Source organism: Paenibacillus catalpae, from assembly GCF_900112695.1.
GTDB lineage: Bacteria > Bacillota > Bacilli > Paenibacillales > Paenibacillaceae > Pristimantibacillus > Pristimantibacillus catalpae.
In genome coordinates this window covers 1-22,269 of record NZ_FOMT01000003.1, presented here as the reverse complement: position 1 = coordinate 22,269, position 22,269 = coordinate 1, and the positions used below count along the sequence as shown (strand labels likewise).

Below are 22,269 nucleotides of genomic sequence, written 5' to 3'. Positions count from 1 at the left end.
AGGTACAGCCACCCTAATGCTAGGGCTGCTGTACCCTTTCTTGATTACCCCCAAGCGGAAAGTTCCATCTCGAAATCGTTAGCGAAATCAGGACTGATTGGTGTGACCCGCACGTTCGCGTTAGCCTTCCAGATGTTATTAATCGGGATGTTTGGAGATGCACCCTCGTACACATATAATCCCTTAGCCTGCTGCTGTACCGGCTCCAGAATCACCTTCCAGATCCCACGGTGGCCATCGGAGCCGACCGCCTCCACGCGGACATCCCCGTGCCATATGGCGCCTAGTTGAATTTCGGCGCTGAATTTTGTCATCCCGTTCCCGCTGCTATTATTTTCATGAATATCCACGTTCCTGACCTGGACTGACCAGCTATTGCGGATGAATTGCTTGTAGGCTGCAACCCTTGAAGCGACTTCTAAGTTATCCGCAGCGAAGCGCTTCCCTCTCGCGCTCGTTGGAACGTACAGCTTGTGCCAGTAATCATTCACCATCCTGTGGGTGTTATAGACAGGGGCGAGGGAGCAGATCGACTCCTTCATTCGATCGACCCATTCCATTGGGATCATCCGATCCCCTCGCTTATAGAATAGCGGAATAATCTCTTCCTCGAGCAGCCGGTAAAGCACTTCTGTATCCTGCTTCGTCTGGAGCTCGGGATCGCCGTCTATCGCGCTCTCGATGGCCCAGCCGTTTCGCCCGTTGTACCCCTCTTCCCACCAGCCGTCCAGTACGCTGCAGTTAAGCACGCCATTCAGGGCAGCCTTCTGCCCGCTTGTGCCGCTTGCTTCCATCGGCTTGAGCGGCGTGTTAAGCCATACATCAACGCCTTGAACGAGCAGCTTTGCCTTATCCATCGCGTAGTTCTCTACGATATGAACGCGGTCCTTGAACCTTTCTTCCCGAGACAGCTCCACAATTTTGCGGATCAGCTCCTGTCCCGGTCCGTCCGAGGGATGTGCCTTGCCGGCCAAAATGAGAACTACCGGGCGATTCGGATCGCCCAGGATGCGCGCAAGCCGCTCCGAGTCGCTAAAGATAAGCAGCGCCCGCTTATACGTTGCAAATCGTCTGGCAAAACCGATGATTAGCGGTCCTCCGCCCTCCGAGGAGAGCGGCAGCCCAAATGCCTGTAGCATCTTGGATTTCGCCCGCTGGTGCTCCTCCCATAGTTCGATGTCCGGAATATCCCGAACGGCAGCCCATACTTCCGGTTCCGCTGCTCGTAAAGCCCAGTCGGAAGGTAGATGCCGGTCGAACAGCTCCTTCATGCCGGCGGCCAGCCATGTCCCGGTATGGATGCCGTTTGTGACCGAATCGACGGGAATATCCCGTACCGGAATATGCGGCATCCACCGGTGGAACAGTTCCCGGGTGACCTCGCCGTGCAGCTTGCTCACCCCGTTTACTTTGGAAGACGTGCTGACGGCAAGACGCGTCATGTTGAACGCGCCGTCCATGCGGCCGAGCGACAATACCCGCTCCCTGTCAGCGCCGAGCTGCCAGTAATAATCGCCGAAGTAACGGTCCATCATGTCGATAGAGAAGACGTCGTGCCCGGCCGGAACCGGTGTATGCGTCGTGAAGACGGTACTTGCCTTGACGACTTCAAGTGCCGTCTCGAAAGGCACGCCTTCGGCGGACAGCATGCGAATTCGCTCGAGCGATAGGAATGCGCAGTGCCCTTCGTTCATGTGCCAAACCTCGGGATGGATGCCAAGCGCCGCAAGCAGCCTCGTACCACCGATACCGAGGAGTATCTCCTGACTTATCCGGACGTCCTGATTGCCGGGATATAGCGTGTCAGTCAAGCGGCGGTCCGCCTCGCTGTTGGTTTCAACGTCGGTATTGAGCAGGTACAGTGTAACCGAGCCCACCTGCACGGACCACGTTTTCGCATATACCTGCCTGCCATTCAACGGAACCTCGATGATGAGAGGCCGGCCATTGTCATCCCGCACGAGCCGAACCGGGTAGACGCTCTCTTCTAGGTCGATTTCGGGATACAAGTGCTGCTGCGAACCGCCTTCGTCAATACGTTGCTGGAAATAACCTTTACCGTAAAATATACCGACGCCCGTAAGCGGAATTTTCAAGTCTGCCGCAGCCTTGACATGGTCGCCAGCCAAAATGCCAAGGCCACCCGAGTAAATTGGCAAGGATTCATCAAGTCCGAACTCTGCCGAAAAATACACTATACCGCTGTTTTGCATTATCCCACCTCATTTTCGCCGGATTGCGCTTCGCTGTGAAAGCGCTAAATAACTTGATGCTTTACTACTATATGCCGGTTGCTGGTACCCGTGCCTACGTGCAAGCGCGCCTTGAAGTCAACAATCGGCATGGCACCCACGTGAGTAATCAATAAAAAAGGACGCGAATGCGTCCTAATGATCAATGGCTGCCTTAGTCCCGTAAGGACAGGTAGACTATATCGGCATCGGTTAAGCGGACCTTGTCAGCCTTCATGCAATCTTCAAGCTGAACAAGGGAATGACATCCGATGATCGGAATAGTCGGGAAAGGTTGGGACTGCATGTAACCTAGCACAACTTGACTAACTGGAACTCCCTTTTCCGCTGCAAGCATTCGAATCCGCTCGAATTTTTCCCGGTTAGCTTCCATTCGGTACATGGGTGCGACACTATCATTGCTGAAAGAGAATCGGCCTTCATGGAGCTTGGTGAACAACCCTTGCGCTTGCGATGAATATGGAATGGCAGTCATGCCCGTTTCGGTATGCAGTCTAAACATTTCTTCATCCATGATTACCAATGTAGGATCCTCCAATTTAGAGGAATCGATTGAAGCCAGACTCCACATCGGCTGGTTCGCACAGAAAGCTTGTAGCCCATGAGATGCGGCATAAAGCTGTGCCTCCTCAATCCTTTCCTTTGTCCAATTGGAACAGCCAAAATATCGAATCTTACCCTCTTTAACAACGTCATTCAGCGTCTCGATAATCTCACCAGCATCGCGATTTGCATCGTCACGGTGGAGCCAGTACAAATCGATGGCGTCCACCTGCAGCCTTCCCAGGCTTCCATTCACATCTTCTAAGATATCCTCGCGCGATAAACGAGAGACCTGCATCGACGTCAATCGAGGGTGCGCTCCCTTGGTCGTTACAATCAAGCTATTGCGGTTGCCTCTGGACTTCATCCATTTTCCAATGATGGATTCGCTGATGCTTCTCTCACCGGGCAGCCAATTCGCATACACCTCAGCCGTATCAATCATATTGCCACCGTTGGCCGCATACGCGTCCATAAGCTCAAAGGACATCTTCTCATCAAGTGAGCTTCCGAACGGCACACCGCCAAGCGCAAGCGACGAACTCGTCAAATCAGTACCTGAAATCTTAACCTTTTCCATGGCTCCTCCTTGTTTACCTACATGATAGGCATGCTCACAATCCTAAACGCAGAAAAAGACTGGAGAAATGGTTGAAGAAATCGTCATCCAGGCTCCAGTCTTTTTATATGGTTTATTCATTAAACTTCCTTTGCCTCAAAGCCTCATACAACAGCACGGTAGCGGCCATTGCAACATTAAGCGATTCCGCTTCGCCCTGCATTGGAATAATAACCGATTCATCCACCGTCTGCCGAACGGATTCGGACAGTCCTTCCGATTCATTGCCCATTAACAGCCATGTTCCAGGCGTCCAATCATACGAATAACAAGTATGGGTTGCCTGCAGGCTTGTCCCTACCAGCCGGATTCCCTGCTTCTTGGCTTCATGCAGCAGCTCCGCCAGATCAGCCTCCATAATCGACAGATGGAACAGAGATCCCATTGTCGAGCGTACTGTCTTGGGATTGTACAAATCTACACTGCCCTTACCAAGCACGACGGCATCCGCACCCACCGCATCCGCGCTGCGGATAATCGTACCGACATTGCCGGGATCTCGAACACCGTCAAGAACAACAACAAGACTGTTCTCCCGGAACAAAGCCGTATCATCCCTCTTCAGCTTCTCCAGTACAGCAAAGACCGGCGGCGGCGTATCCGTCCCCGTACATTTGGCCATCACCTGCGTTGTCGCCTGCACCCATTCCGTGCCGCCTTCCCAGGCAAGCTGCTCGAGCTCCTGCGGAATACCGCGCTCTCCGTTATAGACAACGCATTTTACAGCAGCGGAAGCCCGGAACGCTTCCTGTACAAGATGAACGCCTTCAATAATGAATTGGCCGGTCCGGTCCCGGTATTTTTTATCCAGCAAGGAAGCCCACTGCTTCACACGTTCGTTCTGAATAGAGGTTAACCATAAATGATTCATAAATCCGATCAGCCTTCCGAATAAGCTATTTCCAAATTGGATAAATCCGAGTTTTTCCCGACAATAACAAGAATGTCCTCCGGACGAATAAGATCCTCCGCATAAGGAGCGATGTTCATTACACCATTAGTCTTGATTGCCATCACGTTGCATTTGAATTTCGCCCGGATATCGAGCTGCTTGAGGCTTTTCCCGATCATCGCTTCCGGCGCCTTGATTTCAATAATACTGTGATCCTCAGAGATCTCGATATAATCCAAAATATTAGGAGAAATTAAATGATGCGCTACGCGAAGTCCCATATCCCGCTCCGGGTAAACAACCTTATCTGCGCCAATCTTCGTCAGCACTTTGCCATGCAACTCGTTTTGCGCTTTCACAACAATCATCTTTACACCAAGATCCTTCAGGATAAGCGTAGTCAGAATACTCGCCTGGATATCTTGACCGATGGCTACAACGACAACATCAAAGTTGCGCACACCAAGCGAACGCAAAGCATCTTCGTCCGTCGAATCAGCCGATACGGCATGAGTTACTGTATTAATCGCTTCCTGGATGCGCTGCTCGCTCGAATCAATCGCCAGCACTTCGTATCCCATGTTCGTCAGCGAAGTGGCGATACTGGAGCCAAACCGCCCCATTCCAATCACTGCAAATTGTTTCTTGGCCATTTTCGTTTCATCCTACTCCCTTCATGCCTGCAAGCCTGCAAGATGCGTATACGATATTGCCTAATCCTTGATTATTATAGCATATCCACCACACTCGGATGAAAATCGCCTAAATCGGAAACAGTAATTAAGGCACAATTTCATGAAGACTTGGAGGGAATCCGATTGATCAATCTGGATTTACGTCAAGCCATTATTAACAATGTCCGAAACAACACGAAGGAAGAAATGAAAGACGTCATTGAGGACTCCGTCGGCAATGATGAAAAAACGCTTCCCGGACTTGGTGTATTATTCGAGATGATCTGGAAAGAGATCACCGCGGAGGAGCAGTCAAGGCTCGTTGACGTTCTGCATGCCAAACTCCAGCAAACCAAATCGGCAGCGACTTAACTTAATGTACATCCGCTGTATAGATGGTTTTTCCGCCAACGATTGTATGCGTAACCCAAGGATGACCCTGATACTGATCCACAAGAATTAAATCAGCTGCTTTACCGGGCGCAATCGCTCCGTATAGATCTTCAATTCCAAGCGCTTGCGCCGGGTAAAGAGTACCCAAACGAACCGCTCCAGGCAAATCCATAATCCCTTGTTCCACAAGCATAAAGATGGCAGTCAGCATCGAGGACGGATGATAATCCGAGCAAATGACAGATGCTGCCCCTTCCATAATAACATCCAATGCCCGCAAATTATGATCATGAGATCCTCCTCTGACGAGATTAGGTGCCCCAACGCACACGAATAAGCCTGACTTTGCGGCATGCCTGGCTGTTTCCATATTAATCGGGAATTCCGTTACCGAAATACCAAAGCCTTTGGACCGCTCCACTTGCTCAATGGAATCGTCATCATGGGAGGCGAGTCTGATGCCCTGCCGCCCGGCTAAACGTCCAAGCTCACGTAGATTTTCCCAATCGATCTGGCTCCTCCGCGTCAGCAGCTCTTCAACAATCACCTGTACTTCCTCTACGCCAACGCCTTGATTTTTCATGACATATCGTTCAAAAGAACCTGGTGCCCGGTATTGTCCTTGCCCAGGAGAATGATCCATAAAGGATAAATAATCAATCATGCGCTCTTTAATATATCGTTCCACGATGGCATAGCCGGCTAAATAAGAAACTTCATAACGCAGATGAATTCTGTTGCGGATAACCGAACGGGTTTGACGATATTGATGAATAAAGTCAACCATTCCCGTCAGAAGATGGTCGCCGCGCAAGCTAAGTCCCACGCCAAGCGATAGGGAATGATACATCGTTGTAATGCCATGAATCGGCATTTTGCGTTCGAATTCCAGAAGTGACATCGTGAGCGGAAATAATGTACCCGGCCTAGGCTGCACTTCCTTCTCAATAGCATCGTTATGGATATCAATGAGTCCGGGGAGAATATAACGCCCTGCTGCATTTAGGCTGATCAGTCGATCGTTTTCACAGCTTTGCTCATACTGGTGTATAGAGGCTTCGTCTGTCAGTATCGCATCAATGATACCGTCCTTCACGGCTATCGCTGCAGAAGCAAGCTGGTCTTCCAGCACCACCATTCCATTACGGATAAGCATCCTTCCCTTATGCGTCCGGGCAGTCATCAGGCATTTCCCCTTTCATGCTTCTTCCCACACGATACCATATTTTAACACCATTCATAAGAGGTTAGAACAGAAAAAACAAGCCGGCGGATACCCGCCAGCCTGTGTGATTTTTATAAATAAATTAGTCCAAGCTATGCGCATGAAGGCCAAGCGTGAATGGAGCCGGCTTGTCGCAGGTGCTCTTCATCGTATAATGCGCGCCTTGCTCCGCTGCATCGAAGAAGCCATGCATCGCTTCAAGCACATGATAAGCAAGCTCGCCGCTAGGTCGCGCTTTGCGTCCGGTGAGGGCCGCCTTAGCAAGATCAGCAGCACCAAGTCCACGCACGTTGTCCGTATTCGGATACACAAGCGGAATGTCCGACCACTCATTTGAACCTGCACGTTTGAACTGGATTGGGCCTCCGAATGTATTCGGATCCGGAACAAGCAACGTTCCGGCGCTGCCGTATACTTCGATACGAGGCAAAGTGGAACCGCCTTTCACATCAAAGCTTGTGAGCAAGGTGCCGATTGGACCGGCTGCGAACTCGATCATGCCTGCAACATGAGTCGGAACCTCAACCTGAATTTTTTGACCGAACTTCGGCTTGCTTGTAATGGTCCGTTCAGGGAACGAAGCGCGGGCCATACCCGTTACGCGGCTGATTGGTCCAAGCATGGCAACCATCGCTGTCAGATAGTACGGACCCATATCAAACATTGGGCCGCCGCCTTTCTGATAATAGAATTCCGGTGCCGGGTGCCAGCTTTCATGACCGCCCGACATCATAAATGCCGTTGCTCCAATCGGAGTACCAATCCAGCCGTCTTCGATCAGCTTAATGCTGGTCTGAATTCCGCCTCCAAGGAAGGTATCCGGTGCACTGCCGACGAGCAGTCCCTTGCGCGCCGCAAGCTCAAGCACCTGCTGCGCTTCTTCACGGGTAACCGTAAATGGCTTCTCTACATAGACATGCTTGCCGGCTTCAAGCGCCTGCAGACATACGGCTGCGTGGGCCTGCGGAATCGTCAGGTTAATGACCATCCCGATCTCCGGATCAGCGAGCAGTTCTTCTACGGAGCAGCCACGGATACCAAATTCCTCTGCTTTTGCTTTAGCCCGATCAACATCGAGATCCGCGCAAGCAACAATTTCCATCGAGTCAAACTTCGTACCATTGTTCAAATACGCACTGCTGATGTTGCCTGTTCCGATAACGCCGACCTTTAGCTTATGCATGAGCGTGAGTCCCTCCGTTTACCGCTGCTGTTTTTCCTTCCGCGCACCAGACGAAGCCTCGGCGCATCATTTCTTTTACAACCGGGATATCGATAATGTTGGCTTGATGGCCAAGCGAGTTATAATACACGCGCCCTACGCCCCAGCGCTTCGTCCAGGCTACCGGCATATCTACCGCTTTATTCAGCGAATGTGGGCCTGTGACAACCGGGAACCGGGTTGTTGCCAGCACTTCAACCGCAGGATCCACATGCAAGTAGTACTGTTCGGTGCTTACTTCAAAATCTTCGATGTCTTGTGTCAGCGGGCTGGAGCTATGCTTAATGTTAACGACATAATTCGTGCCGTCATTACCCGGATGCGCCACCCATTGGCCGCCGGTCATGAACTGCCAGTCTACGTTTTCCCGGAAAGCATCACACATGCCGCCATGGCAGCCTGCAAGTCCAACGCCGCTTTGAACGGCCTCTGATACATTCTGCACATATTCCGGTTTGATCTTATCCATCGTCCAGATCGGCACGATCAGATCAAGGCCCTTCAGCTTCTCCCCGTCCGCAAATGCATCCAGCGTATCCGATACTTCAACTTCGAAGCCTTCCTTCACCAGCACCTCTTGAAAAATCCCCGCAACTTCCTTCGGCTGATGTCCGTCCCAGCCGCCCCATACGATTAGCGCTTTTCTCATCGTCTTCGTTAATCTCCTCTGCTAGCGGAATTATTGAAATTCTTTCAAAGCAACCCAGCGGCGTTCCGCAATTGAACGTTCAACCGCAACAAGCACCTCTTGGCATCTCACGCCGTCATGGAAGTTTGGCACCGGCTGGCGGTCTTCCGCGATAGCCGTCATCAGCTCATGAACCTCATGCGTGAAAGTATGCTCGTAGCCGATCGTATGACCAGCCGGCCACCAAGCATCCATGTAAGCATGGGAAGCATCCGTTGCCAGTACGCGGCGGAAGCCTTGTACATCTTCTGCGTCATCTGTGAAGTACACCTGCAGCTCATTCATCCGTTCGAAGTCGAACTTGATGCTGCCTTTGCTGCCGTTAATCTCGAAAGCATTCGTACAACGGTGGCCTGCCGCAAAGCGGGTAGCCTCGAAGCTGCCGAGCGCACCATTTTCGAATCGGGTCAGGAACAACGTGGCATCATCAACCGTTACTTCGCCGCGAGGCGCATCATCGCTGCTCTTCGTTGCGCTAAGCCCTGTCATCGACTCGGAGATCGGACGCTCTTTCACGAACGTCTCTTCCATCCCGATAACTTCCTTGAACTCGCCTACGAGGAAACGAGCCATATCAATCAAGTGAGCGCCAAGGTCGCCATGCGAGCCGGAACCCGCAATTTCCTTCTTCAGACGCCATACAAGCGGGAATTCCGGATCAAGAATCCAGTCCTGCAGGAATACCGCGCGGAAATGATGGATTTTACCGATGCGTCCTTCCGAGATGAGCTTCTTCGCCAGCTGCACAGCCGGTGCAAAACGATAGTTGAAGCCAACCATATGCTTCACGCCCGCTTTTTCCGCTTCAACCAGCATTTCATTGGCATCCTCCAGGGTCAGCGCAAGCGGCTTCTCGCAGAACAGGTGCTTGCCCGCTTTCGCTGCAGCAATCGTGATTTCCTTATGGGCATCACTAGGTGCGTTAATATCAATCAGGTCGATATCTTCGCGCGCAACCAGCTTGCGCCAATCCGTTTCGCCACTTTGCCATCCGAACTGCGCACGAGCTTTCTCTAGTCCTACCGGATCACGGCCGCAGATCGCCGTCATTTCCGGCAGAACCGCCGTTTCGGGGAAAAACATTGGCAGCGCGCGGTACGCATTGCTGTGTGCTTTACCCATAAATTTATAGCCAACCATTCCGACACGAAGTTTGCTCATTCTTTCACAACCGCCTCTCAATGAGTGTTTATGTGGTTTCTCGCTTAAGTAACTGAACAGGAAGAATCGTATTCTCCATCTCTTCGGATTCCGTTGCAAGCAGCTTCATTGCTGCCCTGCGGCCCATCTCGTAAAAAGGAACCGATACCGTCGACAGCTTTGGACTAACGATTCTGGAGCTGTCCGAATCATCGTAACCGATCAGCCCGTAATCCTTGCCTGCTTCCAAGCCGTGTTCCCGAAGGCCGTCCATCAACCCAATCGCCATCCGGTCATTAGCCGCAAAAACCGCGTCGATTGCCTTGTTCTTGATGCGTTCAGCCATCCGTTCCGCTGCTTCGAATCCACTCTTCCTGCTGTAATTGCCGGTGAAGATTCTCTCTTCCGAGAGTGGAATGCCCGCCTCTGCCAGCGCACGCTCATAGCCGGCAAGCCGGTCTCCGCTGCTTGAGAACGCGCCAGGTCCATTCAGGAAGGCAATGCGCTTGAAGCCGCTTGCAATCAGATGCTGCACAGCCGTATAGCTGCCTGACTCATGATCAGCATCAACGGTTAAATAACCTTCCTCGTCAAAGCGTTGATTCACCAGGCAAAACGGATAACCTTCCTCCTGAAGCTCAGCTAATGCCGCACGCTCTTCGGCTACATTTTGCGCGCCAAGAACGATACAGGCATCCACCTTCTGCGTCCGGAACAGCTTGGCATAATCCCTCGGGCTGTCCGGCTCCCGGAAAATCAGGAGCAGATCATAGTTGCAGGCTTTCGCCGCCTCGCCTATGCCGCTTAAAATTTCGGCGAAGTAATACGTCGAGAACAGATGCACCTTCGGAACAAACGGAAGAATAACGCCAACGTTCCCGCTTTTCCTCCTGGCAAAACGCTGCGCCAGCGCATTAGGTACATAACCAAGCTCCCTCGCCGCTTCCAGCACGCGTAATCGAGTCTCTTCCTTGATTGGCCCTACATTGTTTAGTACCCGGGATACCGTTGCTTCCGATACACCCGCCAGCTTCGCTACTTCTTTCCTGCTGATAGTCGACAGCCTCCTGTTAATGCGTTAATCATAAGACAACTCTGCTGCTGTCATTCATCTTCAATAAGTAATGTACACGCGTACATTATGGCATGAAAGCGCTGTTCCGTCAACCGGATAAGCCAATAAAATTCCCTTTTATTTCATAAAAGTTAGGGTTGTATGAATTTTACAGAGCCTCTATACTTTAGCTGTTAGTCTAAACTTCTTCGCTATTGCTTCGGGATCCGAGCAAACTGTCTTTCAGGTTCTCGGCATTATCTTGTTTGCAGTGCCTGCCATTGCCTTGTTCGTCTCGACCATCTGGATCATTGTAGATCTCTTCCTGGTCTACCGCATGTCAGAGAATGCAACAAAGAAGTTGAAGAGGAGCTTCTGGTGCAGATCATCATGCATCGAAAATAACAACAAAAATCCCCTGATCTCAAGTGATCAGGGGATTTTCTTATCTCTATTCCGCTTATGGAGCTGTCTCCAGGAATTTCATCGTTGGATTCTTATCCATCGCTGTACGCATTGCATATTCATTCTCGAACAGGACAACATAATTGCCTTTTTTGTCCTTCACAAGCGTCGAGTTGATCCGGAACTTCGAAGGATCAATCTTGTCGTCAACGATCCAGCGCGCGAATTGGAACTGCATTCGGTGAAGCTGAATATCTACGCCGTATTCACCCTTCATCCGGTATTCAAACACCTCGAACTGCAGGTGGCCTACTACGCCAAGAATCGTCTCGTCAAACCCGCTTGCAGAATGGAACACCTGAATCGTGCCTTCCTCAGTCAGCTGGTCGATCCCTTTCTGGTATTGCTTATGCTTAAGGGCATTTTTCACCGTAACTTTTGCGAAGATTTCCGGCGAGAACGTCGGCAGCTCGTCAAATACAATCTCGGAGCCTTGCGACAAGGAATCACCTATCCGGAAGATCCCCGGGTCAAACAAACCAATAATATCGCCCGGATACGCTGTCTCGACGATATCACGGTCCTGCGCCAGGAACTGCTGAGGCTGGGACAGCTTAATGTCTTTGCCCGCACGAACATGGCGGACGCTCATGCCGCGTTCGAAACGTCCGGAGCAAATCCGGAGGAATGCGATGCGGTCGCGGTGGGCCGGGTTCATATTTGCTTGAATCTTGAAGACATAACCGGAGAACTTCTCGTTCGTTGGCTCGACCGGTCCGTCCGTGCTCATCCGCAAAGCCGGTTTTGGCGCCAGCTCCAGGAAATTCTCCAGGAAGGTTTGAACCCCGAAGTTGTTCACGGCACTGCCGAAGAAGATCGGTGTTAATTCACCTGCCCGAACCTTTTCGAAATCGAATGGATCGCCTGCCACGTCTAGCAGCTCCAAGTCCTGTATGAGTTGATCATGCAGGTAGTCTCCGGCCATTTCACGAATCACCGGATCATTATAGTCATCAACTTTACGAACCTCGATCGTGTTGTGGTCATTGCCCTGGAACAGTTCAACCTGATTTTTCATCCGGTCATAGACCCCGCAAAGCTCGCGGCCCATACCGATTGGCCAATTCATAGGCACCGAACGGATGCCAAGCACCCGCTCCAGCTCTTCCATCAGCTCGAATGGACTTTGACCTTCACGGTCCAGCTTGTTAATGAAGGTGAAGATCGGAATACCCCGTTTGCGGCAGACCTGGAACAGCTTGATCGTCTGCGCCTCGACGCCTTTTGCAACGTCGATCAGCATGACCGCGCTATCCGCTGCGGTCAGCGTACGGTACGTATCTTCGCTGAAGTCCTGGTGACCAGGTGTATCCAGAATGTTAACCCGGTGTCCCAGATAATCAAATTGCATCACACTGGATGTTACCGAGATACCACGCTGCTTCTCGATTTCCATCCAGTCGGATGTTGCGTGGCGGCTTGCTTTGCGGGCTTTTACAGATCCCGCAAGACGAATAGCTCCCCCGAACAAGAGGAGCTTCTCTGTTAATGTTGTTTTACCGGCGTCAGGGTGGGAGATAATCGCGAATGTACGGCGCTTATCTACTTCCTGTGAAATTTCATTACTTAACGTTTGGCTCATGCTTGCCTTCCCTTCATGGCGTCGCGAAGCAACGCCCCTTTATCCATTCCCGATTAGCAGCGCACGCGCTGGCGCAGCTTCAATACCGGTCAATTTCAAAGGTGCGATCACCATGAAATAAGAGCCTGGCGGCACTTCCTTCAGGCGAAGACCTTCTACAATAATAACATTGTTGCGGAACAGCGTCCGATGTGTCGGATACTCCGGTTGGGATCTTTCAATCCCGAGTCCGTCCGTACCAATACCGCGCACCCCTACCTCTACGAGATAACGGGCCCCGTCTTCTCTTAAGAATACGAAATCGGAAGCAAAAGTATCCGTGTAGGAGTTACTCGTCTTCACAAGGATGAACTCGCCCTTTTGCAGGCCCTGTTTCTCCAGATCTTCTCTTGTGATGCTGTCCTTTACCTCTGTGAAATCCAAAACCCGGGCATTGCCCACGAGCTCTTCAAGACCAAGCGTCTCGATTGTTTCGCCATCCTCCAACATATGCAGAGGCGCATCGACATGGGTGCCGCAATGGACATCCATATCAATGCGCGATTCATTAACGCCGTCTGGAGAGGTAGGCTGAGAGTTAATATGAGGCTGCTTACCTTCATGGTTGCCCCATACTTGCATACCCTCTTCGATTGTCATCGAAATATCGTAAACCTTAAACATAAAGGTATATCCCTCCGTCAGCGCTGTGCTTTGATCACCCAAGCGATCGCTTACTTGCCGCTATTTGAAACCCAAATGACATTGTCTTCTTCTTGCCCGTTAACCGGCCACCATTTGAAGCCGTCTTGTGCCAGCAGCTGATCTGCTTTCTCCGGCCCCCAAGAGCCTGCCGGATAATGCTGCAGGTCCGACGAACCTTCACGCCATGCAGCAGCAATTCGGTCAACAAACTCCCATGCTTGAGCAACTTCATCCCAACGAGTAAAGTATGTGGAGTCGCCCCGAACCGCATCATGGATCAGGCGCTCGTAAGCTTCCGGCGTGTTGATGCCGATTTGACAGCTTTGGCAGAATTCCATGTTTACCGGCTGTACCGAATTATCTTCGCCCGGTGTTTTGGCATTTACTTTAATATAGATGCCTTCCATCGGGTTAACGCGGATAACAAGCAGGTTAGGCTGCAGATCATGACGTTGTGCGAACAAGACGTTTTGCGGCATCGATTTGAATTCGATCACCACTTCCGTTGTTTTAACCGGGAGGCGTTTGCCTGTACGGATATAGAACGGTACACCCGCCCAGCGGAAATTATCAACAGCGAGCTTAGCCGCAAAGTAAGTTTCAGTCGTGGAGTTCTCGGCGACCGAATCCTCTTGACGGTAACCAGGGAGGTCCTTCCCTTTTACGGAGCCTTCGCTGTATTGACCGCGAACAACCTGGCTGCGCACAACATCGCTCGAGCTATATGGACGAAGGGAACGAAGTACTTTTACCTTCTCATCGCGAATATCCTCGCCATGCAGACGGCTAGGCGGCTCCATTGCAATCATCGTCAGCATTTGCAGCATATGGTTTTGACCCATGTCGCGGAGGGCACCTGATTTATCGTAGTAACCGCCGCGCTCTTCTACTCCAACGGTTTCGGACAGCGTGATTTGCACGTTTGCGATATGGTTATTGTTCCACAGCGGTTCAAAAAACGCGTTCGCGAAACGAATCACTTGAATATTTTGCACCATCTCTTTGCCGAGGTAGTGGTCAATACGGTAGATTTCTTCTTCTTTAAATACTTGCGTAATTTGATCATTAAGCTTTTGTGCCGATTCCAGATCGTAACCGAATGGCTTCTCGATAACAACGCGGTTCCAGCCTTTCGATTCCAGCAGTCCGCCGTCGCGCAGGCTGAACGATACAGGGCCGAACAGGGATGGAGCAAGTGCCAGGTAGAACAAACGGTTGCCCGGGATATTGAACTTCGCATCCAGTTGTTCCGACAGGGTAGCCAGACCGCGGAATGCTTCCACATTATTAATATCAAGCGGCATATATTCGAAATGCTCCGCGAAACGGTTCCAGAGCTCTACATCATCTGCTTTATAACGGCAGAATTCTACGATCGATTCATACAAATCGGCGCGGAACTGCTCGTTGGTACGCTCTCTGCGGGCGAGACCTACAACGGCGAAATTTTCAGACAGTTTTCCTTCTTTATATAAGCTAAACAGGGCAGGAAACAACTTGCGCTTCGCCAAATCGCCTGTCGCTCCAAAAATATAATAAATAGCGCCTTGCGCATTTGATGATTCAACGTTCATAACAGTTCGGTTCCCTCATTCTTTCCTATATTTTTTTATTTTTATTTATGTAGTTTAGCATATTAATCCTTAAACTGCTATTCATCCAATCATAAAAAAAACTGATTAGCCTTCTTATTTCTTCTAATCGTTTTCTTGCTCCCGAACCGTGTAATCCCCTGTAATTAGCGGGGTTCCAACAATTAATGACAGCCTCCCGGACTCGGTCTCACGGTGCTGGGCGACTTGCAGATTTGCCTTCTTCCCTGCACCTGCCTCAACAGCCGAGAACAGCTTCTCCGAATAATAAGCTTCGCTGACTGTACCGCTCTCGTCCTTATATCGGTCGATCCTCTTCCCTCCTGCAGCCTGGGCCAGACGCTCTGCTGCGTTATTATATTCCGTCTCTCCCCGAACCGTCATTCCCCCGGAATAGGTAAGGCCCGATTCCTTAAAAATAGCCTCTGCGCTATTAATAACATTCAGCAGCTGCTTCTCATCCGTTTTCTGTTTCGAGACATACACAATCATCGCCTGATTGTCCTCCGTTAACGGGAATATGGACAGTGTACCCTTTTCTTGTCCTTTTTCATCCGCTTGCAGCTGTTGCTGCACCTGTTCCAGAGAAGCTGCATCTCCTTCAATGTCCCATCTTACCGTCCATTCCACAGTAGCTGCGCCTTTGCTGTAGAGCTTGTCCGTCCACTGCCATAACAAAGCAATATCATGAGCAAGAATACTCGGATTTTTATCGGACCGGATCTGATCCTTGTTGATTATTGCCCAGATGATTCCGGTCACCAGCACAACAGCAGCCATCATAACAGCAAGCCGGGCTCTCTTTGCGGAGGATTGCTCGGCTGACTTTCGGACGAATCGATTTGTTCCGATGACGGGTACCCCCTTCTCAACCATTTATTACCGCTAGGTGTTTAACCATACCTATTCGCTTGTAGGTGAATACACTGGTTGCAAAGCCTATTGCAAATCATAAGGAGGAGCCAGGATGGAACAAATTTATCCTCTTGAGGAAGATGTCGTATCGCAATATTGCGGAATGCCCGTGTATATCGTGATGAAGGATGGAACGAGGCACATCGGCCTCTTGAGCAGATGCAGCAACGGGAAGCTGACGTTGAACGGGGATCCTAATGTTTCGGCTGCGGCCGAGCCGGAAGCTGTGCCGCCTAAATCTTCTTCGAAGAAGAATAAAAAAGGTTCAAAATCCAAATCACAATCACAAGCCAAATCAAATAAGCCGGAGCCGCCCGTTCAAACACAATCCTATCCGTTTGATCCTTACTACTACGAGCCTCGTCCGTACTATCCGTTCCGCGACGTGATTACGCTTGATTTTGCGCTTGTTGCATTCTTGTTTCTTTTGTTCTGACAGACATCATTCGCCAGCTTTTGCCGTGAAAGCATAATATGCTTGTGCTAACTGCAAAGGAGGTAGCCTAAATGCCAATATCACCATTATCGCCTGCCAAACGTACAGAACGATTATTTGTCGTTTCTCCCATTCGGCCATACGGCAGTAACACATTCCGTGAAGAGGAGCCGACACGGCTGCCTCCCGGATCTGCTTTGTTTGACAGCTTTGATTGGGGTGCCACTTACCGTCGCGCTGCCGAAACAGCGGCAAGCTGGCTTCAGCACAGCAGACAAGCCCAACTTACGTTTCGTCTCTCCGCCAAGCAGATTAAGCACAATCCTTCCCCTGCTGTCATAGAAGAAGAGCTCCAGCGTATCGTTTCGGCAGTTAACGGACTTCATGTCCTCTTCAAGGAGGATGAATCTCTTCTGAAGCCGCAGCTTTGGCATGGCATTGAGCAGGCGATGGCGCATCCTGCTGCCAGCCAGCTTGGCTTGATTGGTGAATGCGGCACATGGCAGCTCCATTTACCCGATTCCGCGAGGACAGAAATTTCTATTCAACAGCTTACTGGCCCTAAAGGCTGGATCACTTGTCTTCATAAAGCGCTGGAAGATCCTCTCTCCGTCAGTGCTCTTGACTTGCTGCGCAAAGATATTCCTCTTCTGCAGCCTTATAGCTGTTACTACAATTCCATGACCACGTATTGGCCGTTCCCTACAAGCGGGATGCTGCTTAATCGTCGCCTTTAACTTATTTCAACAAAAACGGGTTCCATCCTCCACCGCTCCAAAATAAAAAGGGCCTCTCCTAAAGAAAAACTTCAGGCTGGCCCCTCGTGGGTAACTATCATACTGTCTACTCCGCTATTCCTTGCTTATGCGCATAGATGGCCGCTTGTGTACGGTCTTCAACGCCAAGCTTATTAAAAATGTTCGTAATATGAAACTTCACCGTCTTCACGCCGATAAAAAGCTCGTCCGCAATTTCCTGATTGGACATCCCCCTGGCTACCCGCTTCAGTACGTCCATCTCCCGCTCTGTCAGATCATCATGCAAGGCTGCTTGTACCGGCTGCTTAGGCTTGCGGAGCCGGTTCATCATCTTGGCTGCAACCTGCGACTCCAGCACAGACTGGCCGCGTGCTGCCGCCCGGATTGCATCTGCAATCTCCGTCGCTCTTGCTGTCTTCAGCAGGTAGCTGAATGCACCTGCTTCAATCACAGGATACAGCTTACTGTCATCAATGAAGCTCGTCAGCACGATAACCTTGCACTCCGGATACAGCTCAAGAAGCTTTTGAGTCGTTTCCACACCATCCATGCCGTCCATAACAAGATCCATAAGGACAATGTCAGGTTTATAAGCTTGGGCCAGCCGGATTCCGTCATAACCGTTGCTGGCTTCCCCAACAACTTCAATGCCTTCCTCCGTGTCCAGCACCGCAGCAAGTCCGATTCGTACCATTTCATGATCATCCACTAACAATACTTTAATTTGCTCATTTAGTTGTTCGATCGGTTCCAACTTATTCACCGCTTCCTTCACATGTACTACGACTCTATTCCGCCATCGGCCGGAATCCGAATATCAATGGTTGTTCCTTCTCCCGGCTTTGAAACCATATGTAAATAGCCGCCCAGCTCATTTACACGCTCTTCCATCGTTAATAATCCATAAGAGGTCTGTCTCTTCGCTTCCAAATCAAACCCGATGCCCGTATCTTTTATTATCATACGTACTTCAGGGCCTTTCCGATGCAGCTTAATTTCCATACTCTCTGCTTTTGAATGCCGGAGTGTATTAGACAAGGCTTCCTGCGCAATCCGGAACAAATGATCCTCCGCATTTGGCTTCATGGTAATCGAATCATCAACATCCAAATCGATCGTCATTGGTACCTTCTGCTTGAGCTCTTCCACTAGCGCGCTTAACGCGGCAGACAGATTTTTGCCATCCAAATGAACTGGTCTGAGGTGAAGCAGCAGGGCGCGCATCTCCGACTGGGCAACCGAAGCCATCTCTTCAATAAGCTGCACCTGTCTGCGGGCACGTTCCCAATCCCGTTCTATCGTACGGCTGACCGCCGTCGCCGTCATCGATATGGCAAACAGCTGCTGGCTGACCGCATCATGCAGTTCTCTGGCGAGCCGCTGCCGTTCCTCGATAACAGCTGAGAACTTGACCTTTTCCGTCCAGATGGCATCACTTTCTTCCTGTTCGGATACAGGTGCGCCCTCCGTCTCCTCGGTCGAATTCAGCGTTACCCTATAGCTGCGTCTGCGCTGCTGTTCGCTCAGTCTCTCAACCGCCTGCTTCAGCTTGGAGTTTTGCAGGAAGCCGACAATAGCTGCCGCTGCCATAGCTGCTCCAATGACAGTCAGACCTAGAATCGCCCACTTCCCTCTAAAGGTATACAGCTGCACAGAACCAATAGCCTGCAGCACTATGATGACAAGACTCACGATAATAATGAGCCATAATACGGTCTCGGTCACATTTTTGCGTCTTGCTTCTTTATTAGGCCTGTCCGTACGATGATGCTCATTCGCTTGTCCATCCGCCAACGAAGTCCACTCCTTTTCATACGCACGCAGGGAAGAGCAGACCGGTTTCCCGCAATGTCATTAAGTCTAAGACTTAATGACATTGCGGTTACCCGATCCGCTCTTCCATCATGGCATACCATCTTAATGATTATTGTTCTTCCGGTTTGTTCAGCTTATTTTTCAAAGCTTCAAGCTGCTCATCAACCTTCAGCTTTTTCTCCATGTCGACGGCATTAAAAGCACCGGCCGTATTGCTTGAACCGTTATATGCGGCGTAAGGAGTGCGAAGAACATCTGCTTCCGCTTCAAGCTGCATAATTTTCTCTTCCATACGGTAGAAGCCTCTCGAAGCTGTACCGCTGTCGATCGTATGGTTCGAAGAGATTGTAGCCATTTGCTTTTGCGCTTTCGCGATTTGAGCGCGGGATGCGAGCTCATTTCGTTTATTGCGAAGCTGGTAGAACTCGTCTTTCATATCGTGCAGCTGCTGCATCAGTTCTTCAGCCTGTGTTCTCGCTTGAGCATGAAGATCGCTGTACTCGCTCACCTTTTGTTCGAAATAAAGCTTTTCTTCCAGCAGCTTGCGAGCAAGCTCTTCTTGACCAGCACGAAGTGCCGCTTCTGCTTTTGATTCACGGTCGGCAATGCTGCGGACCGCTTCATCCAGACGTTGTTTCAGACGGCGCTCATTCGCCATTTGTTTCGCTACCGTTACCTCTGCTTGATGAATTTCCGATTCCATGTCACGCAGGTACTGATTAAGCATAACAACCGGATCTTCCATTTTGTCCAATACCTCATTTACCGATGCCTTAGTCATATCCTTCATTCTTTTAAAGATTCCCATTGTTAAATCTCTCCCTTCTCGTATTTAGCCAATTTGGCACGCAATTCTTCAACTTCCTTGCGTAGAGCTTTTTTTTCCAAATCATCCATCATGCTATCGAATTGCGACGACGATTGCTGGCCGGGACGTGCTTGCGAAAAGTTGTCCCATTGTCCTTGCGGCGGATTCTTGTAAGGGCCGCCGAAGGAGGAGCCGTAGCCGCCTTGACCTCCGTTATAGCCGTTACCGTAACCACTGCCGCCAAATCCGCTTCCGTATCCTCCAAAGCCTGGACCAGGTCCAAAACCGTTGCCGTTATAAAGGTTAGGTTCCTTCGGAACGATAAGGCCTGCAATGATATATACCGGGATGGCGAATCCGCTCGTAAAGATCGTTACAACGATAAGCAGGATACGGATAAGAGTCGCATCGACATTGATCATTTCCGCAAGTCCGCCGCAAAGGCCGAATAACTTCTTATCGCGGCGGGATCGGTACAGTTTTTTCAAGACGACCATCCTTCCTTCTCAAGCTTCTTCTTTAATTGCTGCAGCTCGCGTTCGATGACGGATTGCACTTGATTGCCTGCTTCAGAAATGAACTCTTTACCCATCCGGCGCAGATCATGAAGACTTTTCGCCTCCATCTCCATATCGCCGATCCGGTCTTCCAGTCTGCGGAACATCGAACCGGGCTGAATGCCGCCTTGGCTGCCTTCCGTGTACCTTGCATTCATACGCTGCTGAAGCCTCAGGGACTCCATTCTTGCTGCGTAATACTCACGTTTGTCATATACCAGCTGGTATTCGCTGCGCATTTCGCGAAGCTGATCTTCCAGATCCATCGTATTTTGACGGCTTTGCTCATACAAATCACGGTATTGTATCGAACGCTCCTCACTCGTTGCTTTCTCGTGAAGTGCAATCCGTGCCAGCTGTTCTTCACCGGCTTTCAGTGCAGTCAATGCTTGCTGCTCACGCTTTTCCTTCTGCTGCTCCGCTTGCAGCCACTGCGCTTTGAGATGATTGCTATGTCCGAGATATTGCTGATGCAGTCGCTCCGCTTGAATAATCTCTTCACGTGTCGACCAGAGGAACTGGTCAATCAGGCGAACCGGATCTTCTGCTTTCTCCAATCTTTCATTTAAGGTTGCAACTGTAATGTCGCGCACTCGCCGCATAATACTCATGTTTGGCCCTCCCAACTTTTTTATTAGAAATGTCGATGATTGTTATTTTTCTTAACCAGGGAAATGCCGAACAAGATCAGCACAACCGCGATTCCCAGCATGATCAATTTGGACAATGCCGGAAGTAGCATTAAAATACCAATTGCACCAACAATTCCGCCGATAATCTTTCTATTGCTTCTCCAGGCAACTACCCCAAGTCCAATTAATACAATCGCGAACAGGGTACCAATTAATGCTCCAAGATGTATGCCGAAGAATTTAAGTACCATGATACCGCCTGCAACAGCAAGCAATAAGCCTAACGCTTTTTTACCATCCATTGCTTCTTCCACCGCCTCTCTATAGAATTGCTTTGTTTTTTTTCTTACTGTGATGCTCTCTTGCTTATGTTCCTATTGTAGATCGATTTCGCTCTTTCTAAAACGGACCACCGACGGTTTCTTTGCTAGACCTAGGTCGAGTCGCTCTTCCGCCTTAAGGGTCAAAATACAACAAAAAAGCCGATTCCCTGACAAGTGCAGCGTAAATGGTCTTCTCCCAATTAGAGCGGATCAGATCGACATAAAGGAGAAGCATTGGGATAACGAGTATAGATATCATTGCATAAACCAACTATCCCCTTCGTGTAAACCCGATTTATGTCACGATATTCTTGTCCATAATAATCGACAATACCGACAGAATAATGCCAGGCTGGAATGCCGTTAACAAAAGGCTAAATGACATAAGAAAGAGACCCAAGCCTTTTGCCTGATATCATTTCACCGGATAGCGTGACATCAGAGTAACTTAGAGCAATACAGAAAGCATTTCCAGCACATCCCGATAATTAAAAAGATCCAGCTGTCTTGCTTAGTCAGTCTTAAAGCCATAGAGAGAAGCTCTAAACAAACAAAAAAAACCTAAGATCATATAATCTTAGGAACTTCTGATTAAAACGCAAAAACGCTGATCGTACATGAGTACAATCAGCGCAATCATTTCAATATATGGTGCCGGTGAGAGGACTCGAACCTCCACGGTTTCCCTCACGATTTTGAGTCGCGCGCGTCTGCCATTCCGCCACACCGGCATTTAGAAAATATGGCGTGCCCTAAGAGATTCGAACTCCTGACCTTTTGATTCGTAGTCAAACGCTCTATCCAGCTGAGCTAAGGGCACATCTTATTGAAATAATTGTGGAGGCGCCACCCAGACTCGAACTGGGGGTAAAGCTTTTGCAGAGCTCTGCCTTACCACTTGGCTATGGCGCCATCCTAATTAATGGAGCGGAAGACGGGAATCGAACCCGCGACCCTCGCCTTGGCAAGGCGATGCTCTACCGCTGAGCCACTTCCGCAT

General features: G+C 50.1%; 22 protein-coding genes and 4 tRNA genes. 3 read left to right on the top strand and 23 right to left on the bottom strand.

Translation table 11 applies throughout. The features are described 5' to 3' along the window. Positions 1-44: 44 nt before the first annotated feature. From glgP to BM200_RS13830, 4 genes are all read right to left on the bottom strand, one after another. Entirely contained in the window at positions 45-2,213 is a 2,169-nt protein-coding gene (gene glgP, locus BM200_RS13845; protein ID WP_091186407.1) for an alpha-glucan family phosphorylase, read from the bottom strand. 193 nt (positions 2,214-2,406) lie between these two features. Continuing rightward, positions 2,407-3,375, bottom strand: coding sequence for an aldo/keto reductase (locus BM200_RS13840; protein WP_091186405.1), 969 nt, complete (start codon positions 3,373-3,375; stop codon positions 2,407-2,409). Between the two features lie 112 nt (positions 3,376-3,487). Next, positions 3,488-4,285, bottom strand: coding sequence for a TrmH family RNA methyltransferase (locus BM200_RS13835; protein ID WP_091186402.1), 798 nt, complete (start codon positions 4,283-4,285; stop codon positions 3,488-3,490). An 8-nt stretch (positions 4,286-4,293) separates the two neighbouring features. After that, positions 4,294-4,959, bottom strand: a complete 666-nt coding sequence (locus tag BM200_RS13830) for a potassium channel family protein (protein WP_091186401.1) — start codon at positions 4,957-4,959, stop codon at positions 4,294-4,296. A gap of 165 nt (positions 4,960-5,124) precedes the next feature. Here BM200_RS13830 and sspI point away from each other — a divergent pair, with 165 nt between their 5' ends. After that, positions 5,125-5,352, top strand: a complete 228-nt coding sequence (sspI, locus tag BM200_RS13825) for a small acid-soluble spore protein SspI (protein WP_175532869.1) — start codon at positions 5,125-5,127, stop codon at positions 5,350-5,352. A gap of 1 nt (position 5,353) precedes the next feature. On the opposite strand, the gene BM200_RS13820 is transcribed toward sspI, so the two are convergent. From BM200_RS13820 to BM200_RS13780, 9 genes are all read right to left on the bottom strand, one after another. After that, the gene (locus BM200_RS13820) at positions 5,354-6,556 is read right to left on the bottom strand and encodes an alpha-D-ribose 1-methylphosphonate 5-triphosphate diphosphatase (protein ID WP_091186398.1); all 1,203 of its coding nucleotides are present in this window, start codon (positions 6,554-6,556) and stop codon (positions 5,354-5,356) included. A gap of 124 nt (positions 6,557-6,680) precedes the next feature. Next, positions 6,681-7,781: a Gfo/Idh/MocA family protein gene (locus tag BM200_RS13815; RefSeq protein WP_091186397.1), complete on the bottom strand. Its 1,101-nt coding sequence runs from the start codon at positions 7,779-7,781 to the stop codon at positions 6,681-6,683. After that, the gene (locus BM200_RS13810; RefSeq protein WP_091186395.1) at positions 7,774-8,469 is read right to left on the bottom strand and encodes a ThuA domain-containing protein; all 696 of its coding nucleotides are present in this window, start codon (positions 8,467-8,469) and stop codon (positions 7,774-7,776) included. Before BM200_RS13810 ends, BM200_RS13815 begins: the two co-directional genes overlap by 8 nt. Positions 8,470-8,499: 30 nt before the next feature. Continuing rightward, positions 8,500-9,669 (bottom strand): Gfo/Idh/MocA family protein, encoded by a 1,170-nt coding sequence (locus tag BM200_RS13805; RefSeq protein ID WP_091186392.1) that lies wholly within the window; start codon positions 9,667-9,669, stop codon positions 8,500-8,502. Positions 9,670-9,697: 28 nt separating this feature from the next. Further along, the gene (locus BM200_RS13800; protein WP_091186390.1) at positions 9,698-10,711 is read right to left on the bottom strand and encodes a LacI family DNA-binding transcriptional regulator; all 1,014 of its coding nucleotides are present in this window, start codon (positions 10,709-10,711) and stop codon (positions 9,698-9,700) included. A gap of 451 nt (positions 10,712-11,162) precedes the next feature. Beyond that, entirely contained in the window at positions 11,163-12,749 is a 1,587-nt protein-coding gene (locus tag BM200_RS13795; protein ID WP_091186387.1) for a peptide chain release factor 3, read from the bottom strand. Positions 12,750-12,788: 39 nt separating this feature from the next. Continuing rightward, positions 12,789-13,412, bottom strand: a complete 624-nt coding sequence (locus BM200_RS13790) for a cyclase family protein (protein ID WP_091186385.1) — start codon at positions 13,410-13,412, stop codon at positions 12,789-12,791. A gap of 50 nt (positions 13,413-13,462) precedes the next feature. Next, complete coding sequence (zwf, locus tag BM200_RS13785) at positions 13,463-15,007, bottom strand: glucose-6-phosphate dehydrogenase (protein WP_091186383.1); 1,545 nt, start codon at positions 15,005-15,007, stop codon at positions 13,463-13,465. A gap of 123 nt (positions 15,008-15,130) precedes the next feature. After that, positions 15,131-15,901: a YwmB family TATA-box binding protein gene (locus BM200_RS13780; protein ID WP_091186380.1), complete on the bottom strand. Its 771-nt coding sequence runs from the start codon at positions 15,899-15,901 to the stop codon at positions 15,131-15,133. A 91-nt stretch (positions 15,902-15,992) separates the two neighbouring features. Here BM200_RS13780 and BM200_RS13775 point away from each other — a divergent pair, with 91 nt between their 5' ends. Beyond that, a complete protein-coding gene (locus tag BM200_RS13775; RefSeq protein ID WP_091186378.1) occupies positions 15,993-16,376 on the top strand; it encodes a hypothetical protein in 384 nt (127 codons plus the stop codon). Positions 16,377-16,447: 71 nt separating this feature from the next. Continuing rightward, positions 16,448-17,113 (top strand): hypothetical protein, encoded by a 666-nt coding sequence (locus tag BM200_RS13770; protein WP_091186376.1) that lies wholly within the window; start codon positions 16,448-16,450, stop codon positions 17,111-17,113. Positions 17,114-17,219: 106 nt separating this feature from the next. Here the strand turns inward: BM200_RS13770 and BM200_RS13765 are convergent, their stop codons facing one another. From BM200_RS13765 to BM200_RS13720, 10 genes are all read right to left on the bottom strand, one after another. Continuing rightward, entirely contained in the window at positions 17,220-17,897 is a 678-nt protein-coding gene (locus BM200_RS13765; RefSeq protein WP_281248378.1) for a response regulator, read from the bottom strand. A gap of 17 nt (positions 17,898-17,914) precedes the next feature. Next, on the bottom strand, positions 17,915-18,928 hold the full coding sequence (locus BM200_RS13760; RefSeq protein WP_091186370.1) for a sensor histidine kinase: 1,014 nt from the start codon (positions 18,926-18,928) through the stop codon (positions 17,915-17,917). A gap of 130 nt (positions 18,929-19,058) precedes the next feature. Further along, positions 19,059-19,757 (bottom strand): PspA/IM30 family protein, encoded by a 699-nt coding sequence (locus BM200_RS13755; RefSeq protein ID WP_091186367.1) that lies wholly within the window; start codon positions 19,755-19,757, stop codon positions 19,059-19,061. 2 nt (positions 19,758-19,759) lie between these two features. Beyond that, the gene (locus BM200_RS13750; protein WP_091186366.1) at positions 19,760-20,254 is read right to left on the bottom strand and encodes a PspC domain-containing protein; all 495 of its coding nucleotides are present in this window, start codon (positions 20,252-20,254) and stop codon (positions 19,760-19,762) included. Beyond that, entirely contained in the window at positions 20,242-20,925 is a 684-nt protein-coding gene (locus BM200_RS13745) for a PspA/IM30 family protein (protein WP_091186363.1), read from the bottom strand. The genes BM200_RS13750 and BM200_RS13745 overlap by 13 nt, the downstream gene beginning before the upstream one ends. A gap of 23 nt (positions 20,926-20,948) precedes the next feature. Next, positions 20,949-21,248, bottom strand: a complete 300-nt coding sequence (locus BM200_RS13740) for a LiaF transmembrane domain-containing protein (protein WP_091186360.1) — start codon at positions 21,246-21,248, stop codon at positions 20,949-20,951. 670 nt (positions 21,249-21,918) lie between these two features. Next, a tRNA-Leu gene (locus tag BM200_RS13735) sits at positions 21,919-22,000 on the bottom strand. A gap of 12 nt (positions 22,001-22,012) precedes the next feature. Beyond that, positions 22,013-22,089, bottom strand: a tRNA-Arg gene (locus BM200_RS13730). Between the two features lie 18 nt (positions 22,090-22,107). After that, a tRNA-Cys gene (locus BM200_RS13725) sits at positions 22,108-22,181 on the bottom strand. Between the two features lie 11 nt (positions 22,182-22,192). Further along, a tRNA-Gly gene (locus BM200_RS13720) sits at positions 22,193-22,267 on the bottom strand. Between the last annotated feature and the right edge of the window lie 2 nt (positions 22,268-22,269).

Coding starts and splice junctions, on each gene's coding strand:
- BM200_RS13805 (WP_091186392.1), bottom strand. CDS start 9,669: ATGAGCAAACTTCGTGTCGGAATGGTTGGCTATAAATTTATGGGTAAA.
- BM200_RS13810 (WP_091186395.1), bottom strand. CDS start 8,469: ATGAGAAAAGCGCTAATCGTATGGGGCGGCTGGGACGGACATCAGCCG.
- BM200_RS13775 (WP_091186378.1), top strand. CDS start 15,993: ATGGAACAAATTTATCCTCTTGAGGAAGATGTCGTATCGCAATATTGC.
- BM200_RS13745 (WP_091186363.1), bottom strand. CDS start 20,925: ATGAGTATTATGCGGCGAGTGCGCGACATTACAGTTGCAACCTTAAAT.
- zwf (WP_091186383.1), bottom strand. CDS start 15,007: ATGAACGTTGAATCATCAAATGCGCAAGGCGCTATTTATTATATTTTT.
- BM200_RS13790 (WP_091186385.1), bottom strand. CDS start 13,412: ATGTTTAAGGTTTACGATATTTCGATGACAATCGAAGAGGGTATGCAA.
- BM200_RS13755 (WP_091186367.1), bottom strand. CDS start 19,757: ATGGGAATCTTTAAAAGAATGAAGGATATGACTAAGGCATCGGTAAAT.
- BM200_RS13820 (WP_091186398.1), bottom strand. CDS start 6,556: ATGACTGCCCGGACGCATAAGGGAAGGATGCTTATCCGTAATGGAATG.
- BM200_RS13780 (WP_091186380.1), bottom strand. CDS start 15,901: ATGGTTGAGAAGGGGGTACCCGTCATCGGAACAAATCGATTCGTCCGA.
- BM200_RS13830 (WP_091186401.1), bottom strand. CDS start 4,959: ATGGCCAAGAAACAATTTGCAGTGATTGGAATGGGGCGGTTTGGCTCC.
- BM200_RS13770 (WP_091186376.1), top strand. CDS start 16,448: ATGCCAATATCACCATTATCGCCTGCCAAACGTACAGAACGATTATTT.
- BM200_RS13740 (WP_091186360.1), bottom strand. CDS start 21,248: ATGGATGGTAAAAAAGCGTTAGGCTTATTGCTTGCTGTTGCAGGCGGT.
- BM200_RS13840 (WP_091186405.1), bottom strand. CDS start 3,375: ATGGAAAAGGTTAAGATTTCAGGTACTGATTTGACGAGTTCGTCGCTT.
- glgP (WP_091186407.1), bottom strand. CDS start 2,213: ATGCAAAACAGCGGTATAGTGTATTTTTCGGCAGAGTTCGGACTTGAT.
- BM200_RS13750 (WP_091186366.1), bottom strand. CDS start 20,254: ATGGTCGTCTTGAAAAAACTGTACCGATCCCGCCGCGATAAGAAGTTA.
- BM200_RS13815 (WP_091186397.1), bottom strand. CDS start 7,781: ATGCATAAGCTAAAGGTCGGCGTTATCGGAACAGGCAACATCAGCAGT.
- BM200_RS13835 (WP_091186402.1), bottom strand. CDS start 4,285: ATGAATCATTTATGGTTAACCTCTATTCAGAACGAACGTGTGAAGCAG.
- BM200_RS13795 (WP_091186387.1), bottom strand. CDS start 12,749: ATGAGCCAAACGTTAAGTAATGAAATTTCACAGGAAGTAGATAAGCGC.